Here is a 14,168-nt window from a genome sequence, read left to right on the forward strand (position 1 = left end):
ACCTGTCACCTGCCACCTGCCACCTGCCACCGGCCACCTCGTCCGCGCGCCACCGCCCCGGCGCACCGCCCCCGCACTCCGCCCGTGCGTGCAACGGGTCTCCGGCGCGCCGGAGCCCGCGGGCCGCACCGCGCGCCCCCTCGGCTCGCGGGGTGCTTCCCCGGGCGCCCGTCCCGAGTGGTCGGCGACCGGGGCGTCCTCGCGGTGCCCGCACCGCCCGCCACCGCGCACACCGCCCGCACTGCCCGTCGGCGGCCGCAGGCCGTAGCATGCGGGGGCCGGGAGGGAGCCCTGTGACCATGCCGTACACGCCAGCCGAACTGCCCGACGGCCTCGACGCGTTCACACCGCGGCCGCCGACCCCCGACGCACCGGCCCTGTGGCTGGTCGACGTCGCCCGCCACCGGGAGACCGCCGCCCGCCTCGCCCCCGACGTGCTGGACGCCGACGAGCAGAAGCGGGCCGCGACCTTCGTGCGCCCCCAGGACCAGGACCTCTACCGCACCTCGCACGTCGCCCTGCGCCTGCTGCTCGGCGCCCACCTCGCGCTGCCGCCCGCCGAGGTGCGCTTCACCCGCCTGTCGTGCCCGGGCTGCGGTGAGCCCCACGGCCGTCCCGCCGTCGCCGACGGCGCCCTGCACCACTCCCTGTCCCACACCGGCGGCCTCGCCCTCGTCGCCCTGGCCACCACCCCCGTCGGCGTCGACGTGGAGCGGCTGCCGAGCCCGGACACCGTCGCGAACACGGCGCGGGCCCTGCACGCGCGCGAGGCCGCCGAGCTGGCCCCGCTGTCCGCCGACGACTCCCCGGCCGCCTTCGCCCGGGCCTGGACCCGCAAGGAGGCCTACCTCAAGGGCCTGGGCATCGGCCTGGGCCGCGACCCGTCCCTGGACTACGTCGGCACCGGCCCCACCGCCGCCGGCCTGCCCGGCTGGACGATCGCCGACGTGCGCGTCCCCACCGGGTACGCCGCGGCCGTCGCGCTGGCCCGTACCTGACCGTCTCCCGGGCCCGACGTCGGCGTCCCGCCGTCCCACCGTTCTGCGATCATGGACGCATGCGCGCGCGATACGGAGTTCCCCTGGGAGTGGCCGCCTTCGGCGCGGCCTGCGTCGGCTACGCGGTGGGCGTCGAACCCCGCGCCTTCCGCCTGCGCCGGGTCACCGTCCCCGTCCTGCCGCCCGGGGCGCGACCCCTGAGACTGCTCCAGGTCTCCGACATCCACATGGTGAGCGGGCAGCGCTACAAAACCCGCTGGCTCCAGTCGCTCGCCGGGCTGCGCCCCGACCTCGTCGTCAACACCGGGGACAACCTCTCCGACCCCGAGGCCGTGCCCGACCTCCTGGACGCCCTCGGCCCCCTTCTGGAGTACCCCGGAGCCTACGTCTTCGGCTCCAACGACTACTACGGCCCCCGGCCGCGCAACCCCGCCCGCTACCTGCTGGAGAAGGCCAGCGGCCGCCACGGCCTCAACGGCAACCCGCCCGTCCAGGGCGCCCGGCACATCCCGTGGGAACCCATGCGCGACGCCTTCGACGCCGCGGGCTGGGCCGACCTCACCAACGCCCGCGGCCGCCTCAAGCTCGACTCCTGCGACCTGGCGTTCACCGGCCTGGACGACCCCCACATCAAGCGCGACCGCTACGACACCGTCTCCGGCGGCCCGGACCCGGACGCCGACCTCACGCTCGCCGTCGTCCACGCCCCGTACCTGCGCGTCCTGGACGCCTTCGCCGCCGACGGCTACCCGCTCATCCTGGCCGGTCACACCCACGGCGGGCAGCTCCGCGTCCCCTTCCGCGGCGCACTCGTCACCAACTGCGACCTCGACACCGCCCGCGCCCGCGGGCTGTCCACCCACACCGCGCGCGACCACCGTGCCTACCTCCACGTCTCCGCAGGCTGCGGCGCCAACCGCTACACCCCGGCCCGCTTCGCCTGCCCCCCGGAGGCCACCCTGCTCACCCTCACCCCACCCCGGTAACCAAATTTCGCGTCCACGCGACGGTGGGCTACAGTAGTCCCCGTTGCTTCGGGGTGTGGCGCAGCTTGGCAGCGCGCTTCGTTCGGGACGAAGAGGTCGTGGGTTCAAATCCCGCCACCCCGACTGAAGAAACACCAGGTCAGGAGCCTGATCCGCTCAGCGGATCGGGCCCTTGACTTGTTTTCGGGAGTCGCTTGGGAGCCATTGGGGAGTCGGCCTCGTTCCCCGGCTCCCGGTACCCGCGAGTCGCAGTGGCTTGCTACCTTCCCCTGAGCTCGGCTGCCCTGCCACCGGCCGGCTCCAGGCACGAGGCTGCGCGAGTCCCCGCCGGTGACACGGCAGCGATCTTTCACAGATCACGAGCGCGTTCGTCCACTCCGTGAAGGGACATTCCCTCCATGCCTTCCGGGGCCGTCCTCCAGATCAAGGTCACCCTGGCCGACATCCGTCCACCGATCTGGCGCCGCCTGCAGGTGCCCGCCGACATCACTCTGGACCGTCTGCACCGGGTGATCCAGACCGCGATGAGCTGGGAGGGCAACCACCTGCACGTCTTCGAGACGCCCATGGGAGCCTTCGGGCGCCCCGACACCGAACTCGGCCACCGTGACGAACGTGAGGTGTCGCTCCGCTCGGTGGCCCCGGCCGTCGGCGACAGGATCGGCTACACCTACGACTTCGGCGACAACTGGCTCCACCACATCCAGACCGAGAAAGCCCTCAACGGAGTTCCGGGAACCGCCTATCCCCGCTGTGTTACCGGCCGCCGTGCATGCCCACCCGAGGACTGCGGCGGGCCTTGGGGCTACGGAGAGCTCCTCGTCGCTGTCGCGGACCCCGAGCACGAAGAGCATCGGCTCATCACCGAGTGGCTCGACGGCCCCTTCGACCCCGAGTATCTCGACGTCGACAGGGCCAACAAGCTCCTCACGGACGGTTGACCGTCCGTGAGGCCCCAAAAGCAGAGCTGCGAGATGGTCCGACGATGCACCGTCGGTTGGGAAGGCACGCCCAGGCTCAGCGTAGTCAACGAAGACGGCAACCACTGATTTCCGGCTTCTTGATCGACGAGAGCGTCCGGGAGGGCGCCCGCCGCATGCTGTGGCCGTGCTGGAGGCCGAGGTCGACCAGTACATCGCCGAGCTCACGGCCGAGCGGGACGAGGCCGGTCGCCGTCAGGTCGTGCGCAACGGCCGCCACCGGCCCCGCACCGTCACCACTGCCGCCGACTCGGTAGAGGTCACCACCCCACCACGCGTGAACGACAAGCGCGTCGACGAGGCTACCGGCGGGCGCAAGAAGTTCTCCTCGAAGATCCTTCGGCCGTGGGCGAGGAAGTCCCCGAAGACCAGCAAGGGTACTGCCCCTGCTCTACCCGCGCGGACTGGCCTCAGGGGACTGCGTGCCCGCGCTGGAGCAGTTCCTCGGTACCTCGGCCGGCCTGTCGGCAGCGACGGTGACTCGGCTGGCCAAGCAGTGGAGCGACGACCACGCCGCGTTCCAGGAACGGGGCCTGCCAGGCAGCGACTACGTGTCCGTGTGGGCCGACGGTGTCCACCCCGAAGCGAGGCTCGGGCAGGCCCACGCTTTGCGTGCTGGTACTTATGGGCGTGCGCGCCGACGGCCGCGAGGAACTGATCGCACTGGCGGAGGGCCTGCGGGAGCCGACCGAGTCGTGGGCCGACCTGCTAAGGGACTGCCGACGACGCGGCATGCGTGACCCCATGCTGGCCGTCGGCGATGGTGCGGTGGGCCTGTGGCGGGCCCTGCTGAAGCCTCCCGTATGCGCTCGCCTTTCTGACGAGCACGTACGGGGCCGGGTGAGGTGCTCTGGTCGTGGCTGCGTCGCCCCCTCACTCGGCCGGCCGGGACATCCGTGGCTCATCGGTCGTGCACCCGAGAGACGCGTACAACGGCTCTCCCTCCGAGGTGGCGGTTAGGCTGATGCGCTTGCAGCCGCGTACCGTCATCGAGTTCATGAGCGCTGTCGCCACCGCCCGCGCGTAGCCGCGTCCGCGGAACGCCGGATCGGTGGCGACAGTGCTGATGTCGCCGTTGCACGGCTTGCTGCTGGCGGGGCCCGGAAGCCCGAAGAAGAAGGAACCCCAGCGCACAGGCCGCCACACGGCCTGGAGCGGCGCTCACCATTGAGAGCGGCGACCGTGTCCCGGCCACCGAGTATTGCGGCGAACGCCGTCCCGCATTCCTCGCCCCAGGGACCGTCCGGCAGGTCTCTCGGCCTGGTTCGAGGGCTCCTCCGGGCAGGTCAGCGAAAGTTGGCGCATCCGCGCCAGTTCCCTGGCGTCGGCGGCCACCGCCCGTCGCACGAGCACGCTCACTACGGCTCCTCCCGTTGACACGTACGTTCTTGATTGCGGCGATGTTCTTGGGGTCCGTATCCTGCTGGACAACGCGTTGAAGGAGACGAGTAGCCGCAGGACCACGCGAGCAGAGAGAGCCGCCGGGAGCTGGGAAGGCGGCCTCGCGCCCCGCGGTGAAGACCCTCCCGAGCGCGGGGAGGAACGACCTCGCCCGGAGGTCCAATGCCCCGCCGGCCGGCCCCCGTCACCGGGCCCGAACGAGGCCGCCACCAGGTGGCGGCGAAAGTGCGGTGGCACCGCGAGTTGCCCTTCTCGCCCGCACTCCCAAGGGATCATGACGACGTCCTTCGGAGGACCGCAATGATCCACAGCCGCGTACACGTCTCCGACCTGCGAGAACACGTCGGCCGTACCGTTTCCGTCTGCGGGTGGGTGAACACGCTCCGCCTGCAGCGCAAGATGCAGTTCGTCATCGTGCGGGACAACACCGGCATGGTGCAGGTGACCCACAAGCGCGACGGCGGGCCGCTGGAGGCCCGGCTCGAAGCCCTCACCCCCGAGTCCGCCGTCCGTGTCACCGGCCGTGTCGTCGACGCCGCCCAGGTCAAGCTCGGCGGCCTGGAGATCGTCCCGGAAGAGTTCGAGGTCCTGAACCCGGCCGCCGCACCGCTTCCGATCGACGAGCACACCGGCCTGGAGCAACGCCTGGACTGGCGCTTCCTGGACGTGCGCCGCCGGCCCGCCACCCAGTTGCTGTTCGCCGTGCAGACCACCCTGGAACAGGGGATGCGCGAGTACGCCTACGAGCAGGGCGCCACCGAGATGCACACCCCCAAGCTCATGGGCACCGCCTCGGAGTCCGGCGCGGAGGTCTTCAAGCTCGGCTACTTCGGCCGCAGCGCCTACCTGGCGCAGTCTCCGCAGTTCTACAAGCAGATGGCCATCGCGGCCGGGATCGACAAGGTCTTCGAGATCGGACCGGTCTTTCGCGCGGAGCCGTCGTTCACCTCCCGGCACGCGACCGAGTTCACCGGCGTCGACGTGGAGCTGGCCTGGATCGACGGCGTCGAGGACGTGATGGCGTTCGAGGAGCGGATGCTCGCGCACGCGATCGCCAGGGTCGCCGACGCGCACGGTGAGGCGATCGCCGAGCACCTCGGCGTCGAGGTCACCGTCCCCACGACGCCCTTCCCCCGCATCACCATGGCCGAGGCCCACGAGATCCTGCGCAAGGGCGGCTGGGACCCGGGGGAAGTCAAGGAGGACCTGGACCCGGAGGGCGAGCGGAGCATCTCGGCTCACATCAAGGAGGCCACCGGGCACGAGTTCGTGTTCATCACGCACTACCCGGCGGGCATCCGGCCCTTCTACCACATGCGGCCCGCCGACGACCCGAGTGTGACCTTGAGCTTCGACCTGCTGTGGAGCGGGCTGGAGGTCACCACCGGAGCGCAGCGTGAGCACCGGTACGACGTGCTGCTGGCGCAGGCCGCGGAGAAGGGCATGAGCCCCGAGCCGTTGCGGGACTACCTGAACGCGTTCCGGTACGGGTGCCCGCCGCACGGCGGGCTCGGCATGGGCCTCGGTCGAGTGCTGATGGTCATGCTCGGCCTGGACTCGATCCGCGAGGTCACCTTCCTCTTCCGCGGACCGAACCGGCTCACGCCGTAACCGGTCGCGCACCGCGTCCCCCGGCACGGGGCACACTCGCCCGTGCCGGGGGACGCGGTCTCAGTAGCGGACGTTGCGCAGGTCGTGCGTCCACGCCTCACCCGGGTTCTTGTCCCAGTAGGCCCGCAGTGCCAGCTCCCGGTCGGAGAAGCGGCCCCGGTGGCACAGGCCGCCGTGGGAGAGGGTGACGCTCATGGCGAGCGCCGACTCGGTGGTGACCCAGTGGGGTGTCAGCGCGTGGCTCCACAGCTGGTCGCCGGGCCGCATGGTGACGGACTGGCGGTCGTCCGGATCGTGCGTGGGCGGGTCCTCGCCGGTGGTCTCGCCGAGGACCGCCGCGTCGGCCGTCAGGTGCTTGTCGGGGTCGAGGTAGCTGTGGAAGGTCTTGGCGCCGTGCACCTGCCAGACCAGGCCGTGCGAGTTGTCGTTGTGGTAGGTCGAAGACGCGCCCTCGGTGGACAGGAAGAGGATGGGCGCCAGACGCTGCCAGGTGAACCCCCGGGCGGACAGGTGCGTGCGCCAGGGGATCATCACCTCCTCCTGGAAGCCGTCCAGGAGGTCGTCGTAGAAGCGGCTGAGGTTGAAGTGCACCAGCCGGAACGTCCAGGTGGCGATCTCCTCGATCGGCGCGGTGCGGAAGGCGGCGGTGCGGTCCATGCGCACCTGCCAGTCGTCGTCCCCGAGGACCGTGAACCGGACCTCCTCGTCCCTGCGGATGTGGTCGAGGATGTCGACGGCGGGCAGGAAGGTGTGGTCGAAGGGCACCTCCAGCGGGAGGTTCGGCGGTTGCCGCCAGCGGCGGGGAAAGTCGTCGGGTGTCGTGATCGCCATAGAGCGGTCCATGGAGTCGGGATGCGTCGGGTCGCCCTCACGCCGCCGTGCACGACGCGCTGCGGTCGTCGGGCGCGGCGGCGGGGCGGCGGCAGATGGCGGCGCAGTCCGGGGTCACCCGGTCCTGCGCCGGAGCGGTCAGGAACTGTCCGATCGCGGCCCGGGGAGCGTGGGCGCTGACCGACGCCTGGCCGTAGGGGCAGCGCCGGATGCGGCCGTCGGCGGAGACGTACGCGGTCGCCGAGCGGCACTGCCACCGTTCGTCCCCGCCTGCGGGGAGTTGCAGTTCACGCAGTTCACCGAGGTAGGCCCGGTAGCGGTCGGACAGGTCGAAGTGGCGGCCCAGCAGCTCGGCGTCGAGCTGCTGCCGTGCCAGGTAGTCCTGGACCGATCCGCCCTCACGGCGCAGAGTGCGCTCGTCGAGGACGACGGGACTGAACTGGACCTCCACCCCGGCCCCGGAAACGAGGCCGGCCAGCTCCCGGCACTCCTCGTCGTCCAGATCCCAGCAGGTGACGTGCAGGATCTTCGTCCCGGTGCCGAGGGCGCGCAGCGTGTCGATCCCCGAGGCCGCGGTACGTGTGGTGCGTCCCAGCGCCATCGCGCCCCGCGAGTCGGCGGAGACGGTCACGTTGGCCAGCAGACGCGCCACCCGGGAGAGGGCGGTGACCTCGGCCGCGGTGCGGGCCGAGGTCACCACCGACACCGCCATGCCGAACTGGTGGGCCAGCCGTACCAGCTGCCGAAGCCGCGGGTGGTGGGTCGGCTCCCCACCGCTCAGGCACACCCCTTCCACGCCCGCCTCCCTCAGCCGCGACAGGGTGCGGGTGTAGGTCGCGGTGTCCAGGAAGCCGTGGGCTCGGTCGGCGCGGAAGCAGAACCCGCAGGCCACCTTGCAGTGCCCGGCCGTGGAGATCAGTGCCGTACGGACCTGGGTGCTCATTGCACCCCCGTGTCGTCCCACACGGCGATCTCCACGGTGCTCGTGTAGAAGGCGCACATCTCGGGGTCCGGGGCGTCGCCCCCGACGAGGGTCTGCTCGTTGCGGGACGGGCCGCCGCAGACGGCGAGCGCCGGGCAGTCACCGCACTCGGGTACCGGTGCGACTTCCTTCGCCACGCCGGCCAGGAGGCCGGGGTCGGCCCGCAGCTCGTCGAGCGTGTGCAGGAACGACGGCTCGGTGAAGTTGATGTCGCACAGGCTGACCCGGTTGCCGGGCAGGAGGGCGGCGTTCAGACTGCGGTCGCCCTGCATGTGGTCGAACAGCATCGGCCGGCGGGTGTCGAGGGCCTGGAAGGCGCGGTCCAGGACGGAGAACAGCATCCCGCCCCGTCCCAGCGCGGCCAGGCGCGCCTCGTACAGTTCCTTGGCCAGATCGGCGCCTTTGACCTGCCAGCGGCCCGCCGTCGGAATGGGCGTGTTGACGTAGACGAACTTCAGCCCGAGGTCGTCGACGATCCACCGGACGGTATCGGCGAGGCGTCCAATGTTCGCGGCCGTCGGAGTGAGGTTGCAGCCCACGTGAAGCCCCTCAGCCTCGACGAGCCGGGCGACGTTGCGACGGATCCGGTCGTCCGCGGGCCGCCCGCCGAGCAGGAGGCGGTTCGCGGAGTTGACGCCCGGGGGGCCGTCGACGGAGATGCCGACCCCGTACTCGTACGCGACGAGGTGGTCGAGGACCTCGTCGGTCAGACGGGCGCCGTTGGTGACGACCGTGCGCCGCACCCTGGCCACGCCGTAGCGGTCGGCGAGGGTGTCGGCGAGCCGGTCGCCGTACCGCATCAGGTCGAAGCGGATGGTCGGCTCGCCGCCGAACCACTGGACGGACACCTCCTCCTGCCCGGCGTTCTGCTCGAACAGGAACTCCAGCCCGTGCGAGAGCTCGTCCTCCGTCATGTCCGGCTCGCCGGTGTTGGTGTCCACGAAGCAGTAGGTGCAGGCCATGTTGCAGCGGTCGGTGAGGACCACGCGCAGGCCGCTGATGCGGCGGGGGACGGCGTCCAGGCCGAGGTGTCGGAGACGGTCGTGGAGTGCCTCGCGCCGGTCGGCCGCGGGACCGCCGGGTGTGAAGCCGAGCCCGGCAAGGGCTTGGTGGGTCGCGGTCGGGGGGACCCCGGCGAGGTCGTGGACCTCGCCGGAGTCGATGAACACACTGTCCAGCCCGACCGGGTCGAGGAGAACCGCTTCCCCGGCCCGCTCGTACCGGAAGTACTTCCCCCACAGCATCCGAGGGACGGCCATGGTGGTCAGGCCGCCGTTTCCTCTTCGGCGATCGCGAGCTCGCCCACGACCTCGCGGACCCTCTCCTCGGCGGCGGCCTGGAGCTTCGCGGAGGTGGCCGGGGAGCCGCCGTCGGCGAGGACGATCACACCGGGCAGCGTCGGGTTCGGCGCGATGACCGTGATGCCGGCCGGTTCGGTGCCGATGACCATGATCGCGTTCTTCAGCTCGACCCAGTCGGTCCGCTCCTTGAGCGCCTCGATGATGCGGTTCTGCTTCTCCTGGAAGGAGGCACGCTCACCCATCCACACGCCCGCCTTGGACTTGGAGTCCACGACGTCCGCGTAGATGAGGTGGTCCTTCTTCTCTCGTCTGGCCTGAGGCACGGCTGTTCCTCTCTCTGCGCCGGATGGTGCTGGAACATCCCCTTGCGCCCACCGGAGCCCGCCGGGCGCCACCCCGCCCGGGGAGTGTGGGCGGGGCGGCACCTGGCGGTCCTGCGGCATCCGGGGTCGATGACGCCGGCTTTCCTCGCCGGTCCCGCAGCGCCGCGGTGCGCGGTGCCGCGTGACGGGACCTGACTTCGCAGCGACGAGGTGACATCATGCTGTCTCCCGAAGTCCTGTTTCGAGGACTCTGACAGGCCATCAGCAGGGCTCGCAGAGGACTTAGTCGGTGCTCGATGGACGATTTCCCGCCGCCGCAGCGGCACTACCCGTCACTCTCTGGCAGGAGCTCGCCCCGGAGGAGATCCATGTCCCGTCCCGCAGGCAACACCAGGCTCAAGGCCGCTCGCCTGGCTGCCGGATACAACTCCCAGCAGGCCCTGGCTGACGCCATCACCGAGGCGGCGCGGAAGCTCGGGATCAGAGGTCTGGCTGTCGGCGTCCGGCAGGTCCGGCGATGGGAGTCGGCCACACCGCCCTGGCCGCAGCCCGACGTGCACCGAGTCCTGACCCACCTCATGGGGCAGGGCATGGAGGACCTCGGATTCGTCCCCCCCTGGGGAAGCTCGCGGTCCCGGCCCGGCACAGCGGTCGACAACACCCCCCGCGCGCCTCTGTCCGGAACACGTCTGGCCGCCGTGCCCGCTCGGAACGAAGCCGCGACACAACCGGCGACCATCGGCGGGGACTTCGCGGCCGTCACACGCTCACACCGGCACTTCTACTGGTCCGTGGCGCCTGCCGTACTGCACCCCGCGGTCCTGGAGCACGCCCGTCTCGGCTGCGCCCTTCTCCCGGAAACGGCGAACCCGACCCGCCGGGCCCTCGCCGCCTCCCTGGCGGAGTCCTACCTGCTGGCCGGCCGGATCGATTTCTTCGACCTGCGGCAGCCGGAGCGGGCCTCGGAGACCCTCCTCCTGGCCCTGCAGGCGGCAGGCGAAGCGAACGATCCCCTGCTCGGAGCCGCCATCCTCGCGCACATGGCCTTCATCCCGGGCTGGGCGGACGACCGGGAGGCAGCGGCGGAGCGTATACGGGCCGCCCGTACCTACGCCCGCCGCGGAGAGGCGTCCGCCGAGGTCTGGGCATGGCTGGACGCTGTCGAGGCGGAGTGCGAGACCCGTTGCGGAGACCCCCACGCGGCGCTGCGGTTGATCCGTCGTGCCGAGGACATCCTTGCCGCGGGAAGCGAGCACGCCTCTCCCGAGTGGCTGGACTGGTTCAGTCCTGTCCGCCTGTCCGCTTTCAAAGGGAACACGCAGCTGAAAGCCGGCCACATACCGCAGGCGCGCAAGACACTCCACGAGGTGCTCGACGCTTTGCCGCCCGAGTCGGACAAGCAACGCACCGTCGTCCTCGGCGACCTCGCCGCGGTCGAGTCCGCCGACGGAAGGCCGCGGGAGGCGTGCGGATACGCCGTCCAGGCCCTCGACCAGTTGGCGGCCACCTGGTACGCGACCGGCATGGACCGCGTCCGCGAGGTCCGCCGCACGCTCGCCCCCTGGCAGGACGAGCAGTGCGTGCGGGACCTCGACGACCGCCTCTACGACTGGGGTACGACGGTCAGCGCGCTTCAGCGTTGAACTTGGCGATCTTCTCCGGCAGCTCCGCGAGCGAGTCGATGCGCATCGTCGTGATCGCGTCCGCGTCCGGATCGCGCTGCTGGATCGTGCCCCAGGGGCCACGCCGGATCAGGGCCGTCAGCAGGCCCGCCTGTACGGCCGGGCGGATGTCGTTGTCGAGCCGGTCACCGACGTAGAGGATCTCGCCCGGTGCGGCGGGCGTGGCCTCGATGACGTGCTCGAAGAACTTCACGTCCGGCTTGGAGGCGCCCCAGTCGTCACTGGTGGCGATCATGTCGGCCAGAAGGTCCAGCCCCCGCAGCAGGCCGCCGGCCCTGACGGTCTGGTTCCCCGCGATGCCCACCCACAGCCCGGCCTCGCGCAGAGCCGCCAGCGCGGGGCGGACGTCCGGGTACAGATCGCCTTCACCGAACCACTCCGGCTGCCCGGCAGCCGCGCGCTTCTCCCGCTCCTCGGTCAAATCGAAACCGGGCCGGAACTCCTGGAACGTCTCCCGGTAGTCCCTCCCCTGCGCGATGACCGCCCCGAACATCGCCGCGAAGGTGTGCCGCGGCACCCCCAGCCAGTCAGCCCACGTCCCGTACTCCCGGGTCTCGTCAACAAGGCACTCGCCGACATCGAACACCACCGCACGAATCATGCACCGCAGGGTAGACGGTCCGGCGCGGCGGCGAAGCAGCCCTTTCGGACTGTGACCCCGGGCCGGGCGGGATCCTTTCGGCAGGCATGGTGCTTGTGTACGCAGCCGCCATCGGTGTGGGGCATCGCACAGCCGCCAGCGCTCCGCGGAGCCAAGGCTGGAGCAACCGCCGAGACACGGAAGGGCCTTGGCCGCTACGCCCGCCGATGTCGGCCCACGGGCCGGTAACCGGTGCCCGGCCACCGCAGCACCCGTTGGGGAGGGGGAGGCGCCGGACCGCGGTCGTGGGGGTGGCGAGGCCCCGCACGCGGCATGCCGACGGCCGGTCCGGGCCCGGTCCCGGGAGACCGCACGGGACCGGGCCCGGGCACTCCGGCGGCGGAATGCCGGCCCCCGTCCTGCTGTCTCATCACCAGGCTCCAGTGCAGCTGCTCCAGGTGGAACACGCACGCCCGGCACGCTCGGACCTCGACGTCGATGCCGCGCGCGCTGATCGTGCCGATCGGCGCGACCTCCGTGCCGGTGCTGTCGCAGCGGAAGCACGTCCCGGCCGCCCACTCGAACCGCTCCCACAGCGCGAGCGGCTTCACGGCCGCTCCCCGGCCTCGACGGGACGGAGGTCGGCGATGCGCGGCGTCCACTCCCGGCCACCGCCGACAGGGCGCAGCCACGCCCGGGTGGGCGCCGCCGAGGCGGGGTAGGGCCAGTCCTGCACCTCGCCCCTCCGCCCGGTGCGGGTGTCCAGGACGAGGGCCCCGGTGGTCAGCCAGTCGGGCAGCGGTGCGGGATCGGACGCACCGGCTTCCGTGCCGTGTCGGCCGGTGGTCGGCGTGGTGGGCACCCAGTGGTGCGTGCCGCTGTTCGTCATCGGACCTCCAGCGATCCTCGGCCGTAGGTGGTGGCCCGCCCCGCGCGTGGGAGAGGGACGGGCCACCTGGACCGCCCGGCGGCGAGGGGAGTCATACGGCATCGCCCCGGACGGTGCTCTGAAGTGGCGCATCGCGGGTTCTCCGGATGCCGCCACCGACCCGAGGCGCTCGGCTGAGGGATGGCGTCACATCGCCTCCCGGCCCCGAGTTCCTTGGGCTGCGCGGTGAGGCTGCACAAGATCCGAGTCCCTGGCCGCCTCGCACGACGGCAAGTAAGCCCTGACGGGGGCCGTTTCGCAGTGGACAGGGTTAACGGACGCCCTCGTTGACCGTTAACTCCCCACACGCGAAGCGGTCTTGCCATCATCATGCGGTGACCGGGCAACCACGGGCTGCGAGGGTGCGATGAAGGCCAGGACGAAGCTGCAGGAAGCCAGACACGCACGTGGGTGGACTCAGGCGGACCTGATCGACGCGCTCACGGCCGCGGCGGAGCGGCTCGGGGTGGAGTCGCCGACACGTGCCAGTCTGAAGACTCTGGTCTCGATGTACGAGAACGGACGGCGACCGGTCAGGCGTGATCATCGGCTGCTGTTCCGCGAGGCGTACCAGGCGACCGACGCCGAGCTCGGCTTCCCCTCCCACGTGGAGGAGACAGGGCCACGGGGCCCATCGTCCGCGCCTTCGCCGCGGAGCAAGCTGCCCGCCCCGGTCAGCACGGAGATGCTCGGCTACCTGGCGTCCGTCCTTCGGCAGCACGCCCAAGCCGAACCGCTGGTGGGCCCTCGGTTCCTGGTCGCGCCGGTGCGGAGCCAGATGCCCCTGATCGAGCAGATGTGCCAGGAGTCCCACGATCTGCTGCGCGCGGACGTGCTGCGGGTCGGCGCCCGGTACGCCGAGTTCCTCGGATGGCTGTACCAGGACACCGGCCGCACGGACGAGGCCGTGCGCTGGACCAGGACGGCGATGGACTACGCACAGGAACTGGGCGATCCGATGCTCATCGCGTACATCCTCCAGCGGCGCGGCAACATCGCCACCGAGGCCGGCCACGCCGGGCACGGTGCAGGTCTCGCCACCGCCGCACTACGACATGCCACCAGTCTCTCCCCCCGCGTGCATGCGGTCGTCCTACGGCAGCTCGCCACCAGCAAGGCACGCCTCGGAGAGCGGAGCGAGACCGCTCGCGCCATCGAACACGCCATGACGGCAACCGCCGCGGGAGACGATTCCGACCCCCTGGCCGGATACTGCTCGCCGGCGTACATCGAGATGGAAGGAGCCGACTGCGCCCTACACCTCGGCCGGCCGGACGAGGCCGTGCCGACCTTCCACAGGAGCCTGAGCCACTGGGCCGCCGTGCAGGAGCGGGACCGAGGACTGTGCCTCGCCCGCCTCGCCACAGCGAACGCCGTCCTGGAGGACGTGGAAGGCGCCTACGAGGCGGCACGGCAAGCCCTGGACATAGCGGAGCGGACGGGATCGGCACGCATCCGAGCCGAGCTGTCCCGCCTGCGGCAGCGCCTTGCACCATGGCGGAAGCTGGTGGAGATTTCAGAACTGAACGGGGCGCTGGACAGGATGAACGGCGCCGACCTCTAGC

General features: G+C 71.3%; 13 protein-coding genes, 1 tRNA gene and 1 pseudogene. 8 read left to right on the forward strand and 7 right to left on the reverse strand.

What is annotated here, in order from left to right:
* Window positions 1–299: 299 nt before the first annotated feature.
* From OSB71_RS16650 to OSB71_RS16670, 5 genes and pseudogenes are all read left to right on the forward strand, one after another.
* Window positions 300–998 (forward strand): 4'-phosphopantetheinyl transferase family protein, encoded by a 699-nt coding sequence (locus OSB71_RS16650; protein WP_265948898.1) that lies wholly within the window; start codon window positions 300–302, stop codon window positions 996–998.
* Window positions 999–1,057: 59 nt separating this feature from the next.
* Window positions 1,058–1,984 (forward strand): metallophosphoesterase, encoded by a 927-nt coding sequence (locus OSB71_RS16655; protein WP_265948899.1) that lies wholly within the window; start codon window positions 1,058–1,060, stop codon window positions 1,982–1,984.
* Between the two features lie 49 nt (window positions 1,985–2,033).
* Window positions 2,034–2,107, forward strand: a tRNA-Pro gene (locus OSB71_RS16660).
* A 275-nt stretch (window positions 2,108–2,382) separates the two neighbouring features.
* A complete protein-coding gene (locus tag OSB71_RS16665) occupies window positions 2,383–2,925 on the forward strand; it encodes a plasmid pRiA4b ORF-3 family protein (RefSeq protein ID WP_265948901.1) in 543 nt (180 codons plus the stop codon).
* A gap of 33 nt (window positions 2,926–2,958) precedes the next feature.
* A pseudogene (locus OSB71_RS16670) lies at window positions 2,959–3,753 on the forward strand (transposase); the annotation flags it as partial.
* An 84-nt stretch (window positions 3,754–3,837) separates the two neighbouring features.
* On the opposite strand, the gene OSB71_RS24665 reads toward OSB71_RS16670, so the two are convergent.
* On the reverse strand, window positions 3,838–4,110 hold the full coding sequence (locus tag OSB71_RS24665) for a GNAT family N-acetyltransferase (protein WP_416237277.1): 273 nt from the start codon (window positions 4,108–4,110) through the stop codon (window positions 3,838–3,840).
* Window positions 4,111–4,665: 555 nt separating this feature from the next.
* Between OSB71_RS24665 and aspS the strand changes: the two genes are divergently transcribed.
* Complete coding sequence (gene aspS / locus OSB71_RS16675; protein ID WP_265948903.1) at window positions 4,666–5,976, forward strand: aspartate--tRNA(Asn) ligase; 1,311 nt, start codon at window positions 4,666–4,668, stop codon at window positions 5,974–5,976.
* 60 nt (window positions 5,977–6,036) lie between these two features.
* Here aspS and OSB71_RS16680 read toward each other — a convergent pair whose 3' ends face one another.
* From OSB71_RS16680 to OSB71_RS16695, 4 genes are read right to left on the reverse strand one after another with little or no spacing between them, the layout of a single operon-like run.
* Complete coding sequence (locus OSB71_RS16680; RefSeq protein ID WP_265948904.1) at window positions 6,037–6,807, reverse strand: cupin domain-containing protein; 771 nt, start codon at window positions 6,805–6,807, stop codon at window positions 6,037–6,039.
* Between the two features lie 37 nt (window positions 6,808–6,844).
* Window positions 6,845–7,750: a radical SAM protein gene (locus tag OSB71_RS16685; RefSeq protein WP_265948906.1), complete on the reverse strand. Its 906-nt coding sequence runs from the start codon at window positions 7,748–7,750 to the stop codon at window positions 6,845–6,847.
* Complete coding sequence (locus tag OSB71_RS16690; protein ID WP_265948907.1) at window positions 7,747–9,048, reverse strand: radical SAM protein; 1,302 nt, start codon at window positions 9,046–9,048, stop codon at window positions 7,747–7,749. Before OSB71_RS16690 ends, OSB71_RS16685 begins: the two co-directional genes overlap by 4 nt.
* A gap of 5 nt (window positions 9,049–9,053) precedes the next feature.
* Window positions 9,054–9,413, reverse strand: coding sequence for a hypothetical protein (locus OSB71_RS16695; RefSeq protein WP_265948909.1), 360 nt, complete (start codon window positions 9,411–9,413; stop codon window positions 9,054–9,056).
* A 368-nt stretch (window positions 9,414–9,781) separates the two neighbouring features.
* On the opposite strand from OSB71_RS16695, the gene OSB71_RS16700 reads away from it, so the two are divergent.
* Window positions 9,782–11,056 carry an NsdA family TPR-like regulatory protein gene (locus OSB71_RS16700; RefSeq protein ID WP_265948910.1) on the forward strand — a complete coding sequence of 425 codons (1,275 nt, stop codon included), beginning with the start codon at window positions 9,782–9,784 and terminating at the stop codon, window positions 11,054–11,056.
* Here OSB71_RS16700 and OSB71_RS16705 read toward each other — a convergent pair.
* Both OSB71_RS16705 and OSB71_RS16710 read right to left on the reverse strand, forming a co-directional pair.
* Window positions 11,037–11,696, reverse strand: coding sequence for an HAD family hydrolase (locus OSB71_RS16705; RefSeq protein ID WP_265948911.1), 660 nt, complete (start codon window positions 11,694–11,696; stop codon window positions 11,037–11,039). The genes OSB71_RS16700 and OSB71_RS16705 overlap by 20 nt on opposite strands.
* A 586-nt stretch (window positions 11,697–12,282) precedes the next feature.
* Entirely contained in the window at window positions 12,283–12,564 is a 282-nt protein-coding gene (locus tag OSB71_RS16710) for a hypothetical protein (RefSeq protein WP_265948912.1), read from the reverse strand.
* A gap of 547 nt (window positions 12,565–13,111) precedes the next feature.
* On the opposite strand from OSB71_RS16710, the gene OSB71_RS16715 reads away from it, so the two are divergent.
* Window positions 13,112–14,167 (forward strand): NsdA family TPR-like regulatory protein, encoded by a 1,056-nt coding sequence (locus tag OSB71_RS16715; protein WP_265948913.1) that lies wholly within the window; start codon window positions 13,112–13,114, stop codon window positions 14,165–14,167.
* Window position 14,168: the final 1 nt, after the last annotated feature.

The sequence above is a fragment of the Streptomyces marinisediminis genome (genome assembly GCF_026262575.1).
Lineage (GTDB): Bacteria > Actinomycetota > Actinomycetes > Streptomycetales > Streptomycetaceae > Streptomyces > Streptomyces marinisediminis.

What these genes read in the sequence shown, in the direction of transcription:
- OSB71_RS16680 (WP_265948904.1), bottom strand. Translation starts at nt 6,807, where the DNA reads ATGGCGATCACGACACCCGACGACTTTCCCCGCCGCTGGCGGCAACCG.
- OSB71_RS16690 (WP_265948907.1), bottom strand. Translation starts at nt 9,048, where the DNA reads ATGGCCGTCCCTCGGATGCTGTGGGGGAAGTACTTCCGGTACGAGCGG.
- OSB71_RS16700 (WP_265948910.1), top strand. Translation starts at nt 9,782, where the DNA reads ATGTCCCGTCCCGCAGGCAACACCAGGCTCAAGGCCGCTCGCCTGGCT.
- OSB71_RS16665 (WP_265948901.1), top strand. Translation starts at nt 2,383, where the DNA reads ATGCCTTCCGGGGCCGTCCTCCAGATCAAGGTCACCCTGGCCGACATC.
- aspS (WP_265948903.1), top strand. Translation starts at nt 4,666, where the DNA reads ATGATCCACAGCCGCGTACACGTCTCCGACCTGCGAGAACACGTCGGC.
- OSB71_RS16685 (WP_265948906.1), bottom strand. Translation starts at nt 7,750, where the DNA reads ATGAGCACCCAGGTCCGTACGGCACTGATCTCCACGGCCGGGCACTGC.
- OSB71_RS16715 (WP_265948913.1), top strand. Translation starts at nt 13,112, where the DNA reads ATGTACGAGAACGGACGGCGACCGGTCAGGCGTGATCATCGGCTGCTG.
- OSB71_RS16655 (WP_265948899.1), top strand. Translation starts at nt 1,058, where the DNA reads ATGCGCGCGCGATACGGAGTTCCCCTGGGAGTGGCCGCCTTCGGCGCG.
- OSB71_RS16650 (WP_265948898.1), top strand. Translation starts at nt 300, where the DNA reads ATGCCGTACACGCCAGCCGAACTGCCCGACGGCCTCGACGCGTTCACA.
- OSB71_RS16710 (WP_265948912.1), bottom strand. Translation starts at nt 12,564, where the DNA reads ATGACGAACAGCGGCACGCACCACTGGGTGCCCACCACGCCGACCACC.
- OSB71_RS16705 (WP_265948911.1), bottom strand. Translation starts at nt 11,696, where the DNA reads ATGATTCGTGCGGTGGTGTTCGATGTCGGCGAGTGCCTTGTTGACGAG.